At 45.8% G+C, this 17356-nt stretch carries 22 protein-coding genes; all 22 read left to right on the forward strand.

Translation table 11 applies throughout. The features are described 5' to 3' along the window. The first annotated feature begins 56 nt into the window (after positions 1–56). The 22 genes from rpoC to B9N86_RS02420 all read left to right on the forward strand — a co-directional run bounded on the left by rpoC (position 57) and on the right by B9N86_RS02420 (position 17340). On the forward strand, positions 57–3671 hold the full coding sequence (rpoC, locus tag B9N86_RS02315) for a DNA-directed RNA polymerase subunit beta' (RefSeq protein ID WP_208917599.1): 3615 nt from the start codon (positions 57–59) through the stop codon (positions 3669–3671). Between the two features lie 172 nt (positions 3672–3843). Beyond that, on the forward strand, positions 3844–4095 hold the full coding sequence (locus B9N86_RS02320) for a ribosomal L7Ae/L30e/S12e/Gadd45 family protein (protein WP_208920051.1): 252 nt from the start codon (positions 3844–3846) through the stop codon (positions 4093–4095). 134 nt (positions 4096–4229) lie between these two features. Beyond that, positions 4230–4649, forward strand: a complete 420-nt coding sequence (gene rpsL / locus B9N86_RS02325) for a 30S ribosomal protein S12 (protein WP_054956068.1) — start codon at positions 4230–4232, stop codon at positions 4647–4649. Positions 4650–4696: 47 nt separating this feature from the next. Beyond that, positions 4697–5167 carry a 30S ribosomal protein S7 gene (gene rpsG / locus B9N86_RS02330; RefSeq protein WP_208917600.1) on the forward strand — a complete coding sequence of 157 codons (471 nt, stop codon included), beginning with the start codon at positions 4697–4699 and terminating at the stop codon, positions 5165–5167. 45 nt (positions 5168–5212) lie between these two features. Then, positions 5213–7291 carry an elongation factor G gene (fusA, locus tag B9N86_RS02335; protein WP_208917601.1) on the forward strand — a complete coding sequence of 693 codons (2079 nt, stop codon included), beginning with the start codon at positions 5213–5215 and terminating at the stop codon, positions 7289–7291. A 96-nt stretch (positions 7292–7387) separates the two neighbouring features. Continuing rightward, on the forward strand, positions 7388–8578 hold the full coding sequence (tuf, locus tag B9N86_RS02340) for an elongation factor Tu (protein ID WP_208917602.1): 1191 nt from the start codon (positions 7388–7390) through the stop codon (positions 8576–8578). 384 nt (positions 8579–8962) lie between these two features. After that, positions 8963–10282 (forward strand): globin-coupled sensor protein, encoded by a 1320-nt coding sequence (locus tag B9N86_RS02345; protein WP_210190631.1) that lies wholly within the window; start codon positions 8963–8965, stop codon positions 10280–10282. 341 nt (positions 10283–10623) lie between these two features. Then, complete coding sequence (rpsJ, locus tag B9N86_RS02350) at positions 10624–10932, forward strand: 30S ribosomal protein S10 (RefSeq protein WP_006037947.1); 309 nt, start codon at positions 10624–10626, stop codon at positions 10930–10932. A gap of 40 nt (positions 10933–10972) precedes the next feature. After that, positions 10973–11596, forward strand: coding sequence for a 50S ribosomal protein L3 (gene rplC, locus B9N86_RS02355; RefSeq protein WP_208917604.1), 624 nt, complete (start codon positions 10973–10975; stop codon positions 11594–11596). Positions 11597–11622: 26 nt separating this feature from the next. Then, positions 11623–12246: a 50S ribosomal protein L4 gene (rplD, locus tag B9N86_RS02360; RefSeq protein ID WP_208917605.1), complete on the forward strand. Its 624-nt coding sequence runs from the start codon at positions 11623–11625 to the stop codon at positions 12244–12246. Then, complete coding sequence (gene rplW / locus B9N86_RS02365; protein WP_208917606.1) at positions 12246–12539, forward strand: 50S ribosomal protein L23; 294 nt, start codon at positions 12246–12248, stop codon at positions 12537–12539. The genes rplD and rplW overlap by 1 nt, the downstream gene beginning before the upstream one ends. A 29-nt stretch (positions 12540–12568) precedes the next feature. Next, positions 12569–13399: a 50S ribosomal protein L2 gene (gene rplB, locus B9N86_RS02370; RefSeq protein WP_208917607.1), complete on the forward strand. Its 831-nt coding sequence runs from the start codon at positions 12569–12571 to the stop codon at positions 13397–13399. Positions 13400–13468: 69 nt separating this feature from the next. Then, positions 13469–13744, forward strand: a complete 276-nt coding sequence (gene rpsS / locus B9N86_RS02375) for a 30S ribosomal protein S19 (protein WP_208917608.1) — start codon at positions 13469–13471, stop codon at positions 13742–13744. 35 nt (positions 13745–13779) lie between these two features. Then, positions 13780–14112, forward strand: a complete 333-nt coding sequence (gene rplV, locus B9N86_RS02380; protein WP_208917609.1) for a 50S ribosomal protein L22 — start codon at positions 13780–13782, stop codon at positions 14110–14112. A 13-nt stretch (positions 14113–14125) separates the two neighbouring features. Beyond that, positions 14126–14791: a 30S ribosomal protein S3 gene (gene rpsC, locus B9N86_RS02385; RefSeq protein WP_208917610.1), complete on the forward strand. Its 666-nt coding sequence runs from the start codon at positions 14126–14128 to the stop codon at positions 14789–14791. 2 nt (positions 14792–14793) lie between these two features. Beyond that, complete coding sequence (gene rplP, locus B9N86_RS02390; RefSeq protein ID WP_208917611.1) at positions 14794–15228, forward strand: 50S ribosomal protein L16; 435 nt, start codon at positions 14794–14796, stop codon at positions 15226–15228. Further along, positions 15218–15415: a 50S ribosomal protein L29 gene (rpmC, locus tag B9N86_RS02395; RefSeq protein WP_007132561.1), complete on the forward strand. Its 198-nt coding sequence runs from the start codon at positions 15218–15220 to the stop codon at positions 15413–15415. The genes rplP and rpmC overlap by 11 nt, the downstream gene beginning before the upstream one ends. A 42-nt stretch (positions 15416–15457) precedes the next feature. After that, entirely contained in the window at positions 15458–15724 is a 267-nt protein-coding gene (rpsQ, locus tag B9N86_RS02400) for a 30S ribosomal protein S17 (protein WP_036589437.1), read from the forward strand. Positions 15725–15759: 35 nt separating this feature from the next. Beyond that, a complete protein-coding gene (rplN, locus tag B9N86_RS02405) occupies positions 15760–16128 on the forward strand; it encodes a 50S ribosomal protein L14 (protein WP_208917612.1) in 369 nt (122 codons plus the stop codon). Between the two features lie 60 nt (positions 16129–16188). Beyond that, entirely contained in the window at positions 16189–16542 is a 354-nt protein-coding gene (rplX, locus tag B9N86_RS02410; RefSeq protein WP_210190632.1) for a 50S ribosomal protein L24, read from the forward strand. A gap of 30 nt (positions 16543–16572) precedes the next feature. After that, on the forward strand, positions 16573–17115 hold the full coding sequence (rplE, locus tag B9N86_RS02415; RefSeq protein ID WP_208917613.1) for a 50S ribosomal protein L5: 543 nt from the start codon (positions 16573–16575) through the stop codon (positions 17113–17115). A 39-nt stretch (positions 17116–17154) separates the two neighbouring features. Continuing rightward, positions 17155–17340, forward strand: a complete 186-nt coding sequence (locus B9N86_RS02420) for a type Z 30S ribosomal protein S14 (RefSeq protein ID WP_013312154.1) — start codon at positions 17155–17157, stop codon at positions 17338–17340. The last annotated feature ends 16 nt before the right edge of the window (positions 17341–17356 follow it).

Below are 17356 nucleotides of genomic sequence, written 5' to 3' on the forward strand. Positions count from 1 at the left end.
GCGGTGGTGTTATGATCGGAGCACATAATTAGGACTAAGTTGAGGAGGGTTGCTCCTTGTTGGACGTTAACAATTTTGAGTATATGAAAATCGGTCTCGCTTCCCCGGAGAAGATTCGTTCTTGGTCTCGTGGAGAAGTAAAGAAGCCGGAAACAATTAACTACCGTACATTGAAGCCTGAGAAGGAAGGTCTTTTCTGCGAACGTATTTTTGGTCCGCAAAAAGACTGGGAGTGCCATTGCGGCAAGTACAAACGCGTCCGTTATAAAGGCGTAGTCTGCGACCGTTGCGGCGTTGAAGTTACCCGCGCTAAAGTCCGTCGTGAACGTATGGGCCACATTGAACTGGCTGCTCCTGTATCCCACATCTGGTATTTCAAAGGTATTCCAAGCCGTATGGGTCTGGCTTTGGATATGTCTCCAAGATCTCTGGAAGAGATCATCTATTTTGCATCTTATGTCGTGACGGATCCAGGAGATACGCCGCTTGAGAAGAAACAACTGTTGTCCGAGAAGGAATACCGCAGCTATCGTGAGAAATACGGTTACGGATTCCAAGCTGGCATGGGTGCAGAAGCTGTAAAGAAACTTCTTCAAGATCTGGATGTAGAGAAAGAACTCGAATTCCTGAAAGAAGAACTGCGTACTGCACAAGGTCAACGTCGTAACCGTGCGATCAAGCGTCTTGAAGTTATTGAAGCGTTCCGAAACTCCGGGAACAAACCGGGGTGGATGGTGTTGGACGTATTGCCGGTCATTCCTCCAGAACTGCGCCCGATGGTTCAGTTGGACGGCGGACGCTTTGCGACTTCCGACTTGAATGATCTGTACCGTCGTGTAATCAACCGGAATAACCGTCTGAAAAGACTGCTTGATCTTGGTGCACCTGATATTATCGTTCAGAACGAAAAACGGATGCTTCAAGAAGCCGTGGACGCACTGATTGATAACGGTCGCCGTGGTCGTCCAGTTACAGGACCGGGTAACCGTCCTCTGAAATCTCTCAGTCACATGCTGAAAGGTAAACAAGGACGTTTCCGTCAGAACTTGCTCGGTAAACGTGTTGACTATTCCGGTCGTTCCGTTATCGTTGTAGGACCTTATCTGAAGATGTACCAGTGCGGATTGCCTAAGAAAATGGCGCTGGAACTGTTTAAGCCTTTTGTTATGAAAGAGTTGGTCAATAAAGGCCTGGCTCATAATATTAAGAGTGCGAAACGTAAAGTGGAACGCGTAAGTCCAGAAGTTTGGGATGTGCTCGAAGAGGTAATCAAAGAACATCCAGTACTTCTGAACCGTGCCCCTACCCTTCACAGACTCGGTATTCAGGCGTTTGAACCGATTCTGGTAGAAGGTCACGCGATCCGTCTTCACCCGCTCGTATGTACAGCTTACAACGCTGACTTTGACGGTGACCAAATGGCTGTTCACGTTCCGTTGTCTGCGGAAGCACAAGCGGAAGCACGTCTCCTGATGCTTGCATCCGGAAACATTTTGAACCCTAAAGACGGTAAGCCTGTCGTTACACCTTCACAGGATATGGTCCTTGGTTCCTTCTATCTGACAATGGACAACAAGGAAGAAAAAGGAACAGGCATGATCCTGGGCAGTGTGAACGAGGCTGTGTCCGCATATCAGCGTGGAGCAGCAGGTCTGCATGCACGTGTAGCTATTCCGGTTAAAGCTCTGGGTAAAACAATCTTTACGGAAGATCAGCAAAAAGCGATGCTTGTTACCACTGTGGGACGGATTATCTTTAACGAAATCTTCCCGGCCAGCTTCCCTTACATTAACGAAGCGACTCGTGTGAACCTGTTCCAAGGTACACCTGAGAAATACTTTGTATATGAAAAAGGTGCGAATATCCAGGAAGTTATTCAAAGTCTTCCGATCAGCGGTGCTGTCGGAAAAGAATACCTGGGTCAAATCATTGCACGCTGCTTTGAGACTTATCACACAACTGAGACTTCTATTATTCTCGATAAAATCAAGCAGCTTGGATTCACATATTCCACACGTTCTGGTGTTACCGTTGCGGTGTCCGACGTTATCGTTCCGCCTGAGAAGACTGAAATTCTCAAAGAGTCCGATGGGAAGGTTAGTGTCGTAATGAACCAGTATCGCCGTGGATTGATTACGAACGAAGAGCGCTATGACCGTGTTATCGATATTTGGTCCAAAGCGAAGGACGATCTTACTGAGGTGCTCATGAAATCGATGGATCGCTTCAACTCCATCATGCTCATGGTTGATTCTAAAGCACGGGGTAACAAATCTCAGATTACTCAGCTCGGCGGTATGCGTGGTCTGATGGCCAACCCGTCCGGACGGATTATCGAGATGCCGATCAAATCGAACTTCCGTGAAGGTCTGACCGTACTCGAGTACTTCCTGTCTACTCACGGTGCCCGTAAAGGTCTTGCCGATACGGCTCTTCGTACCGCTGACTCCGGTTACTTGACCCGTCGTCTCGTTGACGTGGCACAGGATGTCATCGTACGTGAAGATGAGTGTAGTACGGATAAAGGCTTCACAGTTAGCCGGATTCAAGACGGTAAGGAAGTTATCGAGGATCTCTACGACCGTATTGAAGGACGCTATGCTTTTGAGACTGTCCGTCATCCGGAGACTAAAGAGGTTATCGTCAACCGTAATGAATTGATCGACTCTGACAAAGCTGACGAAATCGTTAAAGCTGGTGTCGAGAAACTACAAATCCGTTCCATTCTCAGCTGCCGTGCGCGTTATGGTGTCTGCAAGAAGTGTTACGGACGTAACCTGGCGACAGGTAAGTTTGTCGAGATTGGTGAAGCGGTTGGTATTATCGCTGCTCAATCGATCGGTGAACCAGGAACACAGCTCACTATGCGTACGTTCCATACCGGGGGCGTTGCGGGTGATGACATCACCCAAGGTTTGCCGCGTATCCAAGAGCTCTTTGAGGCCCGTAATCCTAAAGGTCAAGCAACGATCAGTGAGATTGACGGTGTCGTTAAAGAGATCCGTGAAACGAAAGACCGCCGTGAAATTGAAATCCAAGGTGAAGCGGAAACGAAAACATATTCCGTTACTTATGGCTCCCGTCTGCGCGTAAGCGAAGGCAAGCACATCGAAGCCGGGGATGAATTGACGGATGGTTCGATCGACCCTAAAGAAATGCTCCGCATCAAGGGTATCCGCGGCGTGCAGAACTATATTCTTCAGGAAGTTCAGCGCGTATACCGGAACCAGGGTGTAGAAATTAACGATAAACACGTCGAAGTTATGATTCGTCAGATGCTGCGTAAGATCCGCATCGTTGATGCAGGAGATACCAATCTGCTGCCAGGCTCCTTCGTGGACATTCACGAATATGAATCTGCCAACAAAGAAGCAATTCTATCAGGCAAAGAGCCAGCAGTGGCTAAACCGGTTCTGCTCGGTATTACGAAAGCTTCCCTTGAGACGGATTCATTCCTTTCCGCTGCCTCCTTCCAGGAGACAACGCGCGTGTTGACTGACGCAGCCATTAAAGGTAAAGTCGATCAGTTGCTCGGACTGAAAGAGAATGTTATCATCGGTAAACTGATCCCTGCTGGTACGGGTATGAACCGCTACCGCAGCGTTAAGTTTGAGGGTCAGGAAGATGGGAACGGCGAGAATCAGGAACTGGAGACCGCTAACGTAGAATAAAGAAGAATGATAGGGAGGCAGGGAGTTTGCCTGGATTAACAATTGGGCAAATTTCTCTCCCTGAATTTCTTTTTTACCTTGATATTATGCTTGACATCATTTAATGCAGATGCTAATATAGCAAAGGTGCGTGAGTAGTAGCTTTATCCCTGTTCTTTTGGAGGAATATCCAATGTCTAATGATAAAGGATTACAGGATGCTCATGTTAAGATTGGCACCAAACAAACAATGAAGGCCGTTGAAACCGGTCAGGCTACAGAAGTTTATGTGGCTGAAGATTGCGACCAGCGTTTGACTTCCAAAATCGTGACCCTGTGCGTTAAGCACGGTGTAGATATTACGTATGTGCCTACAATGAGAGCACTCGGAGAGGCCTGCGGCATCGAAGTCGGTGCAGCAATGGTAGCAGTCTTAAAACAGTGAGTACGATCTGTTTTTGTTGGAGAAGGGTTCTTCTCTCGGCAAAAACTTTTCATTTGTTCTTTTATGAACCGCCTGGGTCTGTGGACTTAAAAAGGTTTGTAATAGGATGAGAAATATAGGAAGGGGGTGGCAGCATGCCAACAATCAACCAACTGGTCCGTAAGGGCCGTCAAGCTAAAGTTTACAAATCGAAGTCACCGGCACTGCAAAAAGGATTCAACGCTTTGAAACGTGAGGATACCAATTTGAGTGCTCCGCAAAAACGCGGTGTGTGTACTCGTGTGGGTACTATGACTCCACGTAAACCGAACTCTGCACTTCGTAAATATGCTCGTGTTCGTTTAACGAACCGCATCGAGGTGACTGCTTACATTCCAGGTATCGGACATAACTTGCAAGAGCACAGTGTTGTTCTGATCCGTGGCGGTAAAGTAAAAGACCTTGCAGGGGTACGTTATCACATCGTTCGTGGTGCACTTGATACCGCTGGTGTTAACAACCGTATGCAAGCTCGTTCCAAATATGGCGCGAAACGTCCTAAAGCAAAGAGCTAAATTAAGTTACATGTTGAAATGACATGATTGAAGAAAGGGGGATATCCATGCCACGCAAAGGTCCAGTTACTAAAAGAGACGTGCTGCCGGATCCGGTGTATAACAGCAAGCTCGTTACTCGTCTGATCAACCGCATCATGCTGGATGGTAAGAGAGGTGTTGCTCAAAGCATTCTCTACAATTCATTCAAACTAATCCAAGAACGTACGGGTAATGACCCAATGGAAGTGTTTGAAGCAGCCATCAAGAACATCATGCCGGTTCTGGAAGTTAAAGCTCGCCGTGTCGGCGGTGCAAACTACCAGGTGCCTATCGAAGTAAAACCAGAGAGACGTACATCCTTGGGATTACGTTGGCTCGTAAACTACTCCCGCAACCGCGGCGAGAAGACTATGGAAGAGCGTTTGGCGGCTGAGATTATCGATGCTTCCAACAACACTGGTGCTTCTGTTAAGAAACGTGAAGACACGCACAAAATGGCTGAAGCGAACAAAGCGTTTGCTCACTACCGTTGGTAGGATAAAGTCATTAACAAACTTTAATTTTGAAGGGAGACTATTCGCATGGCAAGAGAGTTCTCCTTGAAAAATACACGGAACATCGGGATCATGGCGCATATTGACGCTGGTAAAACTACTACGACGGAACGTATCTTGTTCTACACAGGCCGTACTCATAAAATTGGTGAAACCCACGAGGGTTCCGCTACTATGGACTGGATGGAGCAAGAACAGGAGCGCGGAATCACGATCACTTCCGCTGCGACTACCGCTTCTTGGAAGGGTCACCGCGTTAATATTATCGACACCCCGGGGCACGTTGACTTCACAGTAGAAGTTGAACGTTCCCTTCGTGTATTGGATGGGGCAGTAGGTGTATTCAGTGCGAAAGAGGGCGTAGAACCTCAGTCGGAAACCGTATGGAGACAAGCAGACCGTTACGGTGTACCGCGGATCGCATATGTAAACAAAATGGACATTATCGGCGCCGATTACCTCAATGTTGTTAAAGACATGAAGGAGCGTCTTCAAGCCAATGCGGTAGCTATTCAGCTTCCGATCGGTGCAGAGGCTGACTTTCTCGGCATCATCGATATTATCACGGAAAAGGCCTTTATGTATAAGGATGACCTTGGACAAAATATCGAAGAAACCGAAATTCCAGCGGAATACAAAGATCAAGTTGAAGAACTTCGTAGCGAACTGATTGAGAAGGTTGCAGAACTTGACGAAGAATTGACTATGAAATACCTTGAAGGTGAAGAAATCTCTGTTGATGAGATCAAAGCAGCTCTTCGTAAAGGTGTTATAGAAGTTAAGATCTTCCCAGTAATCTGTGGTTCTTCTTATCGTAACAAAGGGGTTCAGCTTATGCTGGACGCTGTTATCGATTTCTTGCCGGCTCCAACCGATGTGCCAAGCATCCAAGGTCACTTGGAAGATGGTACAGAAGTAGAACGCCACTCCTCAGACGAGGAACCGTTCGCTGCATTGGCATTTAAAATTATGACAGACCCTTACGTTGGTAAGCTGACGTTCTTCCGTGTGTACTCCGGTGTTTTGCAATCCGGCTCTTACGTACTGAATGCAACGAAAAACAAACGCGAACGTATCGGACGTATCCTGCAAATGCACGCGAACAGCCGTCAAGAAATCACTGTAGTTTACGCTGGTGATATCGCAGCAGCTGTAGGTTTGAAAGATACGGGTACAGGTGATACACTGTGTGATGAGAAGAATCCAGTTATTCTCGAGTCCATGAACTTCCCTGATCCGGTTATCGAAATCGCAGTTGAACCAAAAACAAAAGCCGACCAAGATAAATTGGGCGTTGCTCTCGGTAAGTTGACTGAAGAGGATCCAACTCTTCGTGCTCATACGGACGAGGAAACTGGCCAGACGATCTTGGCAGGTATGGGTGAGCTTCACTTGGACGTTATCATCGACCGCATGCGTCGTGAGTTCAAGGTAGAAACCAACGTGGGTAAACCACAGGTAGCTTACCGCGAAACCTTCCGTGCATCAGCACGTGTTGAAGGTAAATTCGTTCGTCAGTCCGGTGGTCGTGGTCAATACGGTCACGTATGGGTTGAGTTCGAACCTCTGGAAGCAGGTAGCGGTAACCAATTCGAGAGCAAGGTTGTCGGTGGTTCCGTACCTAGAGAATACATTGGACCTGCACAACAAGGTATTGAAGAGCAAATGAAGAACGGCGTAATTGCCGGCTTTCCGCTTGTTGACGTTAAAGCAACAATCGTCGACGGTTCATACCATGATGTCGATTCCAACGAAATGGCGTTTAAAATCGCCGGTTCGATGGCTCTTAAAGCAGCTAAGGAAAAGTGTAAGCCTGTCCTGCTTGAGCCAATTATGAAAGTAGAAGTTACTGTGCCTGAGGAATACATGGGCGACGTAATGGGTATGCTGAACTCCCGCCGTGGACGGATCGAAGGTATGGATTCCCGTGGTGGTACTCAAATTATCCGTGCGAAAGTACCTCTTTCCGAAATGTTCGGTTACTCTACTACACTTCGCTCCGGTACACAAGGACGCGGTGTGTTCTCCATGGAACTCTCCCACTATGAAGAAGTTCCTAAGAACATCTCCGAAGAAATCGTGTCCAAGGTTAAAGGCGGAGAGTAATAAAGTTTTTCCTGCTGGACGAAGGGCGGGATGAAAATCCCGTTAACCTTTAGTCCGGCCTAAACATATATATCCCCTTAAGGAGGAATTGTTCAAATGGCAAAGGCTAAATACGAACGTACTAAACCCCATGTTAACATCGGTACTATCGGTCACGTTGACCATGGTAAAACAACTTTGACTGCTGCAATTACAAGTGTATTGTCCACAACTTACGGTGGTGCAGCAATGTCCTTCGACCAAATCGACAAAGCTCCAGAAGAGCGCGAACGCGGTATCACAATCTCTACTTCCCACGTAGAGTATGAAACTGAATCCCGTCACTATGCACACGTTGACTGCCCAGGTCACGCTGACTATGTTAAAAACATGATCACTGGTGCAGCTCAAATGGACGGCGCTATCCTGGTTGTATCCGCAGCTGACGGTCCTATGCCGCAAACTCGCGAACACATCCTGTTGTCCCGTCAAGTAGGCGTTCCTTACATCGTTGTATTCTTGAACAAATGCGACATGGTTGAAGACGAAGAGCTTCTGGAATTGGTTGAAATGGAAGTTCGTGACCTTCTGAGCGAGTATGACTTCCCAGGCGATGACACTCCGATCACTCGTGGTTCCGCTCGTGAAGCTCTGCAAAACCCAACTGGCGAATGGGCTCAAAAAATCGTTGAAATGTTCAAAACGATTGACGAGTATATCCCATTGCCAGAGCGCGACACTGACAAGCCTTTCTTGATGCCTGTCGAAGACGTATTCTCCATCACTGGTCGTGGTACCGTTGCTACAGGTCGTGTAGAGCGTGGTACGATCAAAGTTGGTGAAGAAATCGAAATCGTTGGTATCGCTGAAGAAACTAAGAAATCCGTTGTTACGGGCGTTGAAATGTTCCGTAAATTGCTGGATTCCGCTCAAGCTGGTGACAACATCGGAGCATTGCTTCGTGGTGTAGACCGTACTCAAATCGAGCGTGGACAAGTATTGGCTAAGCCAGGTTCTGTTAAGCCTCATACAGAATTTACTGCTCAAATTTACGTACTCAGCAAAGAAGAGGGTGGACGTCACAAGCCTTTCTTCACTGGATACCGTCCACAGTTCTACTTCCGTACTACAGATGTAACTGGTGTAATCAGCCTTCCAGAAGGTTCTGAAATGGTTATGCCTGGTGACAACATTACGGTTACTGTTAGTCTGATCTCTCCAATCGCGATTGAAGATGGTACTAAATTCTCCATTCGTGAAGGCGGCCGTACCGTTGGTGCAGGTTCCGTTGCTTCCATCCTTAAGTAATTAAGGCTTTAAGCCTCAAATATAGCAACAATGTACTGTAACGAGCAACAGTGTGATGTAACAATAAATAGAGCCTGATCCTAATGGATCGGGCTCTATTTTTTTAGAGATAAGAAAGTATAAACTTCGGAGTAAACTGCATCCTTGTCTCCCAAAATAAACTACCGTAAATGCTGTGGTCTGTTTTCTTTGAGGTACGATAATAGACGGTCTTCTTATTATCCACAATTCGTACACAGATTATGTAGGCTAGTATAGGATTATCGCTTTACTTTCTTGTGTACAGTTAATACAATCGTTGTGGAATGTTTGTGTAATATGGAACGGCGAAGTGTTGCCGCTTGAGGAGAGACAAATAATTATATGAAAAGCCCGTTTTCGTTCTTGAAGAAATCAGGTGAAGTAACAGTTAAAACATTAGACTCGGCTTCAACTGTTGAACCTATGTATGATTCAGATATTGAGGATAGATTTATATATCTTGAAAATGTAGGAGAGTTAAATGATCAAATGAGAATGATCGGACTGACAGAAGCAGACCTGGCCCTGCTTCGAAAAATCCGTCCGGTAATGGAACAACATATGGACGCCATTACAGATGCCTTCTATCAATCCGTACTAGATATTGATAAGCTTAGAGAAATAATCGTACAGCATAGTACGATTGATCGTTTGAAACGTACACTTCGTGACCATTTGCTCGAAATTTTTAAAGGTGAAGTGGACGAAGCATATATATCAAAAAGACTTCGGATCGCCCAGATACATAAATTGGTGGGATTGGAGCCCAAGTGGTACTTGTCGGCATTTCAGAATCTCCAGAATGAGTTAATAAGAGTTATTTATCATGAAACCGAGCATGAAGAAGAGCGTTTGAATGTAGTGCAGACGGTAACAAAGCTGCTTAGCTTGGAGCAGCAGCTCGTATTGGATGCCTATGAAAAGGAAAATATGAAAGAAAAGCAGCAGCAATATGAATTGGTTAAAAATGAATTGAAACGTAATATCTCGATATTTGTTGAGGAACTCGCCGATCTGAATCAGAATGTAAACGAAGCTGTAGAAAAGCTTATAACGAGCGGTGGAGAGGTTAGTGATACGTTCCAACGGACAACCGAAACGGCTCTAGGATCAATCAGCTTTGCCAAGGCTGGCGAAGAAAGGATATCGGGATTGGCAGTTCGGATCAATCAGATCGATGAAAGCACTCAAGAAATGCAATTGGCAGTTCAAGAGCTAAATGAATCTTCAAGACAAATCAGTATGATTGTTGACAGTGTACAGGAAATTGCATCACAGATTAAGCTTCTATCATTGAATGCAACGATAGAAGCGGCTCGTGCTGGTGAACACGGAAGAGGCTTTGCCGTTGTTGCTGCGGAAGTTAGCAGATTATCGGAGGATACACGAAGCACTGTCATTCATATATCAGATTTCGTTAATCGTTCAAGAGAACTCACCTATAGGGTTGTAGAGTCTATTAAACATGTACAATCTCTCACACATCAAGGTCGGGAGCAATCAGCGGAGACTAGCTCATTGTTTTCAGATATACTTAAATCTGTACAAGCTAGCACAGATGAGATGATCACAGCGGAAAAAGAAATGCGAATTCTCACGATGACGATTGGTGGCATTGGCCAAGCTACAGCAGAGGCAGCAAGCTCGGCCGACAAATTCAAGTCTGAAGCAGAAAAAATGTAATAGGTTTATCCGTAGAGCATATTCACCGGGAGTATGCTCTTTAAATTTGTTATTATTATATGAAGAGAAAATAATGAAGAGATGCGACAAATGGCTCAATGGCAAGGAAAATGGGCGATGTCTACTAAATATAGGAACAATATTAATGAGAAAATATGTTTTATAATTAAATGCTTGCATTGCGCCTATCTTTTCTATATAATAATGAATGTTGTTCTGCGACGTTGCGATGATGTGAGAGGTTACTGACACACCCGGCCCCTTTGCCATGAGGCAGGTGTCCAGAAAATTTTCACGGAGTATGTCCGATACCAAATTGGGCGATAGAAGGAGGGAATGAAATGGCAAAGCAAAAAATTCGTATTCGCTTGAAAGCATACGACCACAGAATTCTTGATCAATCCGCTGAGAAAATTGTTGAAACAGCAAAACGTTCGGGTGCTGGTGTATCTGGTCCGATCCCGCTGCCAACTGAAAAGCAAATTATTACAGTTCTCCGTGCGGTGCACAAGTATAAGGATTCTCGGGAACAGTTCGAAATGCGTACACACAAACGCTTGATCGACATCGTGAACCCGACTCCACAAACTGTGGATGCCTTGATGCGCTTGGACCTGCCGTCCGGTGTAGATATCGAAATTAAATTGTAAGACTAGAATAACGAAATAGTGAAGGAAAAGAGGTGTCAACATGAAAGGTATCTTAGGGAGAAAGCTCGGAATGACTCAAGTGTTTACCGCTGAAGGTAACGTAATTCCTGTAACGGTTATCGAAGCAGGTCCTTGTGTTGTTTTGCAAAAGAAAGACCTAGAGAACGATGGCTACGAAGCTATTCAAATCGGTTTCTCTGATAAGAAAGAAAACAGATCTAACAAACCTGAAGCAGGACATGCGAAAAAAGCAAACACTGCACCTAAGCGCTACGTTCGCGAAATTCGCGGTGTTGACCTCGCGAGTGTCGAGGTTGGACAAGAAGTAAAGGCTGATGTCTTTGCAGAAGGCGAATTTGTTGACGTAACTGGAATTTCCAAGGGTAAAGGTTTCCAAGGTGTTATCAAACGTTGGGGACAAAGCCGCGGACCAATGTCTCACGGTTCCCGCTACCATCGCCGCCCTGGTTCCATGGGTTCGATCCAAGCTAACCGCGTTCCTAAAGGAAAGCGTCTGCCAGGTCACATGGGCCATGACACGGTTACAATTCAAAAGCTTGAAATCATTAAAGTAGACGTTGAGCGCAACGTACTGCTCGTAAAAGGCTCTATTCCAGGACCTAAAAAAGGTCTTGTGCAAATCAAAGAAACGGTGAAGAAATAATCGCCTGAAGAAAGGAGGAACAATCAATGCCTAAAGTAGCACTTTTTAATATCGACGGCAGCCAAGTTGGTGAAGTTGAGTTGAACGATGCGGTATTTGGCATCGAGCCAAATGTGCACGTTCTGCATGATGCAGTATTGCTACAACGCGCTTCACTGCGTCGTGGTACTCACAAAGTCAAAGGACGTTCTGAAGTACGTGGCGGCGGACGTAAGCCTTGGAAACAAAAAGGTACAGGTCGTGCCCGTCAAGGTTCGATCCGTTCACCACAATGGAAGGGCGGCGGCGTAGTATTTGGACCAACTCCACGTAGCTACTCCATCAAGCTTCCTAAGAAAGTTCGTCGTTTGGCGATCAAATCCGCTTTGTCTTCTAAAGTGATTGACAATGCAATTATCGTACTGGATCAATTGACGCTTAATGCGCCAAAAACGAAAGAGTTCGCTAACATCTTGAGTAACCTTAAGGTTGGACGCAAAGCTCTGATCGTTGCTCCTAGCTATGATGACAATGTAGCCCTTTCCGCTCGTAACATTCCTGGAGTGAAGTTCGTAGCGGCTGATGGCATTAATGTTCTTGACGTACTGACGTACGATCAACTGATCATTACGAAGGAAGCAGTTCAGAAGGTAGAGGAGGTGCTCGCGTAATGAAGGATCCTCGCGATATAATCAAGCGCCCGGTGATCACGGAACGTACGGCTGACTACATGGCGGAGCTGAAATATGCTTTCGAAGTAGACATTCGTGCGAACAAAACCGAGATTAAACAAGCCGTTGAATCCATTTTCAAAGTAAAAGTATCGAACGTGAATACAATGCGTGTTCCTGCGAAGCCGAAGCGTTACGGCCGCCACTCTGGTTACACTACAGAATGGAAGAAAGCTATCGTAACTTTGACAGCTGACAGCAAACCGCTTGAGTTCTTTGAATCGGTTGAATAAGAAATTTCTGAGTAAGGAGGGAAAATTCAGTGCCTATTAAAAAGTATAAACCGACAACCCCGGCTCGACGCAACATGTCCGTGTCGACTTTCGAAGAAGTGACCACGAACCAGCCGGAGAAATCGTTGTTGGCGCCGCTGAGCAAAACAGCTGGTCGTAACAACCAAGGTAAAATTACGGTTCGTCACCATGGCGGCGGACACAAACGTAAATACCGTATCATCGACTTTAAACGTACGAAAGACGGCATTCCAGGTCGCGTTGCTACAATCGAGTATGACCCGAACCGTACTTCGAACATTGCTCTGATCCACTATGCGGACGGAGAGAAACGTTACATTATCGCTCCAAAAGGACTGAAAGTTGGAGATCAAGTTGTTTCCGGCGTTGGTTCTGACATCAAAATCGGTAATGCTCTTCCATTGGAGAATATTCCTGTGGGTACAGTTATCCACAACATTGAATTACAACCAGGTAAAGGCGGACAATTAGTTCGTGCTGCTGGTACAGAAGCACAACTTCTCGGTAAAGAAGAAAAATACGTAACTGTACGTTTGTCTTCCGGTGAAGTTCGTCACATCCTGAAAACCTGCCGTGCTACAATCGGTTCTGTAGGTAACGGAGACCACGAGCTGATCAAGATCGGTAAAGCTGGTCGTAACCGTTGGCTCGGAAAACGTCCTGAAGTACGTGGTGTGGTAATGAACCCTAACGATCACCCTCACGGTGGTGGTGAAGGTCGTGCTCCTATCGGACGTAAATCTCCAATGTCTCCATGGGGTAAACCAACCCTTGGATTCAAGACTCGTAAAAAAGGAAAAGCTTCTGACAAATATATCGTTCGCCGCCGCACGAAGTAATACACACTGTGCATAACTTCGTGTAAGGCAGTGAGTTACGAGACAATTTGGTGAAGGGAGGATTACAATATGAGCCGTAGTTTGAAAAAAGGACCTTTTATTGACGGATATCTGCTCAAAAAAGTGGAGGATATGAACGAATCCAGTAAAAAAGCTGTGATTAAAACATGGTCCCGCCGCTCCACGATTTTCCCGCAATTTATCGGTCACACGTTCGGCGTATACGATGGCCGTAAACACGTGCCTGTATACGTAACGGAAGACATGGTGGGTCACAAGTTGGGCGAGTTCGCGCCAACGCGTACTTACAAAGGTCACGAAGACGATAAGAAAACGAGAAGATAATTAATGAAGCTCTTTGTTTGAGAGGAGGTTAAACAATGGAAGCAAAAGCACATGCAAGATCGATTCGGATTGCTCCTCGTAAAGCTCAACTGGTTGTTGACTTGATCCGCGGTAAGCAAGTTGGTGAAGCGATCGCGATTCTTCGTCACACTCCGAAAGCTGCATCTCCTGTTGTGGAGAAGTTGCTTAACTCAGCTATCGCTAACGCTGAGCATAACTATTCTTTGGACGTAAACAAGTTGGTCGTAACTCAAGTTTACGTTAACCAAGGTCCGACGATGAAACGTTTCCGCCCACGCGCGATGGGACGTGCAAGCCGGATTAACAAACGCACCAGCCACATTACTTTGGTGGTAGCTGAAAAATAAGGAGGGAAAACGTGTGGGCCAAAAGGTAAATCCAGTAGGACTCCGTATCGGTATTATCCGTGATTGGGAATCCAAATGGTATGCAGGCAAAGACTTCGGTGATCTTTTGCTGGAAGACGTTAAAATCCGTGAATACCTGAAAAATAAATTGAAAGACTCCGCTGTATCCCGTATTGAAATCGAGAGAGCGGCTAATCGTGTGAACGTTACGATCCACACTGCGAAACCAGGTATGGTTATCGGTAAAGGTGGTTCGGAAGTTGAAGTACTGCGTGGTCAAGTAACTAAAATCGCAGGCGGCAAGAAAGTTCATATCAATATTTCTGAAATCAAAAACCCTGAGCTGGATGCAATTCTTGTAGCTGAAAGCATTGCACAACAATTGGAGCGTCGTGTTTCTTTCCGTCGTGCATTGAAACAATCGATCCAAAGAACTATGCGTTCTGGAGCAAAAGGGATTAAAACATCGGTCAGCGGACGTCTTGGCGGTGCCGAGATCGCTCGTACTGAAGGCTACAGTGAAGGAACTGTTCCACTTCATACGCTTCGTGCAGACATCGACTATGGTACAGCAGAAGCGCATACGACTTACGGCCGTATCGGCGTGAAAGTATGGATCTATCGTGGAGAGGTACTTCCTACGGCTAAGAAACAAGCTGCTCAGGAAGGAGGCAACTAATCATGTTGGTACCAAAACGTGTAAAACACCGCAAGCAACAGCGCGGCCATATGAAAGGCCGGGCAAAAGGCGGTACTGAAGTGAAATTCGGCGAATTCGGCCTGCAAGCTATGGAACCAGGCTGGATCACGAACCGTCAGATCGAAGCAGCGCGTATTGCGATGACTCGTTATATCCGTCGTGGTGGTCAAGTTTGGATCAAGATTTTCCCAGATAAGCCGATCACTCAAAAGCCTCTCGAGGTGCGGATGGGTAGCGGTAAAGGTAATGTTGAGAAATGGGTTGCAGTTGTAAAACCAGGCAAGATTATGTTTGAACTTGGAGGCGTGTCTGAGGAAATCGCACGCGAAGCGATGCGTCTCGCCGCTCACAAGCTGCCTGTTAAAACGAAGTTTGTGAAACGTGAAGAAGTGGGTGGTGAAGCAAATGAAAGCTAATGAACTGCGCAACTTAACCACTGCAGAAATCGAGCAAAAAATCGCCGGATTTAAAGAAGAACTCTTTAATCTCCGTTTTCAATTGGCTACAGGCCAGCTTGATAATCCGACCCGGATCCGTGACGTGCGCAAAGAAATAGCTCGTGCTAAAACCGTTATCCGTGAAAGAGAACTTGGGATTAGTTAATGAAACGGACGTTGTCGTCTGTATTCAGGAAGGAGGCCAACAATGAGCGAAGAACGCAATGCTCGTAAAGTGCAAATTGGTAAAGTCGTCAGCGATAAAATGGATAAAACCATCGTAGTAGCTGTTGAAACTTATAAGAAGCATAACTTGTATCACAAGCGCATTAAATACACGAAAAAATTTAAAGCGCATGATGAGAACAATACTGCTCAAATCGGAGATACCGTTAAAATCATGGAAACTCGTCCGCTCTCCAAAGATAAGCGCTGGAGACTGGTTGAAGTTGTAGAGAAAGCGGTCATCATCTAAGATGTAATCAGTTTTTCCGAAAGGAGGAAATTTAAATGATTCAACCATTTACACGTTTGGCTGTTGCCGACAACTCCGGTGCGAAGGAACTGATGTGTATCCGCGTATTGGGTGGTACAGGTCGCCGTACAGCTCAGATAGGCGATTTGATCGTATGCTCCGTCAAACAAGCAACACCTGGCGGCGTTGTCAAAAAAGGTGATGTAGTTAAAGCGGTTATCGTTCGTACGAAACGTTCCGTTCGTCGTAAAGACGGATCCTACATTGCATTTGATGAAAATGCAGCAGTTGTTGTTAAAGAAGACAGAAGCCCACGTGGAACTCGTATTTTCGGACCAGTTGCTCGCGAACTGCGCGAAAGAGACTTCATGAAGATCGTTTCCTTGGCTCCGGAAGTAATCTAATCGGTACGTTTTAGATAAGTAATGCTTGCGTGAGCAGGCAGGCCCCAGGAGGTGTAACGAATGCCTAGAGTAAAAAAAGTTCTGGAATCCCATAACAATAAATTGCACGTGAAGAAGGACGATACAGTTATCGTCATTAGCGGTAAAGACAAAGGCAAAAAAGGCCGTGTCATCGCAGCGTACCCTCGTGAGAACCGCGTTTTGGTGGAAGGCGTGAACATGATGAAAAAACATCAGAAGCCTAACCAACAAAACCCGCAAGGCGGTATCATCGAGCAGGAAGCTCCGATTCATGTCTCGAACGTGATGCACGTTGATCCTAAGAGCGGAAAAGTAACTCGTATCGGTTACAAAGTGCTGGACAACGGCAAAAAAGTTCGCGTTGCTAAGAAATCCGGAGAAGTAATTGATTAATAAGATGTAAGGAAAGGAGGTCCTTGAATCATGGCAATAAGAATGAAAGAACGTTTTCTGAACGAAGTCACTCCTGCCTTGATGCAGAAGTTCAGCTATAAATCGGTAATGCAAGTGCCTAAAATTGAGAAAGTTGTCATCAACATGGGTGTAGGTGACGCTGTAGCTAACTCTAAAGTACTTGATTCCGCTGTGAGCGACATGCAAATGATCGCTGGTCAAAAACCAGTTATCACACGTGCAAAGAAATCCATCGCCGGATTCAAATTGCGTGAAAATATGCCAATCGGCGTTAAAGTAACACTGCGCGGCGAGCGTATGTATTACTTCCTCGATAAGTTGTTCAATGTTACGCTTCCACGCGTACGCGACTTCCATGGCGTATCTACTAAAGCTTTCGACGGACGTGGTAACTATACACTCGGTTTGAAAGAACAACTCATCTTCCCTGAGATCGAGTATGATAAAGTAGATAAAGTTCGTGGTATGGATATCGTAATCGTAACAACGGCTAAAACTGACGAAGAGTCCCGTGAACTGCTTGCTCAACTGGGCATGCCTTTCGCGAAATAAGACAGTTTCTCCGAAACTATTTAGGAGGTGTCAGGCTAAGTGGCAAAAACTTCGATGAAAGTTAAACAACAACGCACACCTAAGTTTAAAGTACGGGCTTATACCCGTTGTGAGCGTTGTGGTCGTCCACATTCGGTACTGCAGAAGTTTAAAATATGCAGAATTTGTTTCCGTGAATTAGCTTATAAAGGCCAGATTCCTGGCGTGAAAAAAGCAAGCTGGTAAGAAGTTTATAACCGGG

The sequence above is a fragment of the Paenibacillus uliginis N3/975 genome, assembly GCF_900177425.1.
In the GTDB taxonomy this organism is placed as follows: domain Bacteria; phylum Bacillota; class Bacilli; order Paenibacillales; family Paenibacillaceae; genus Paenibacillus_AQ; species Paenibacillus_AQ uliginis.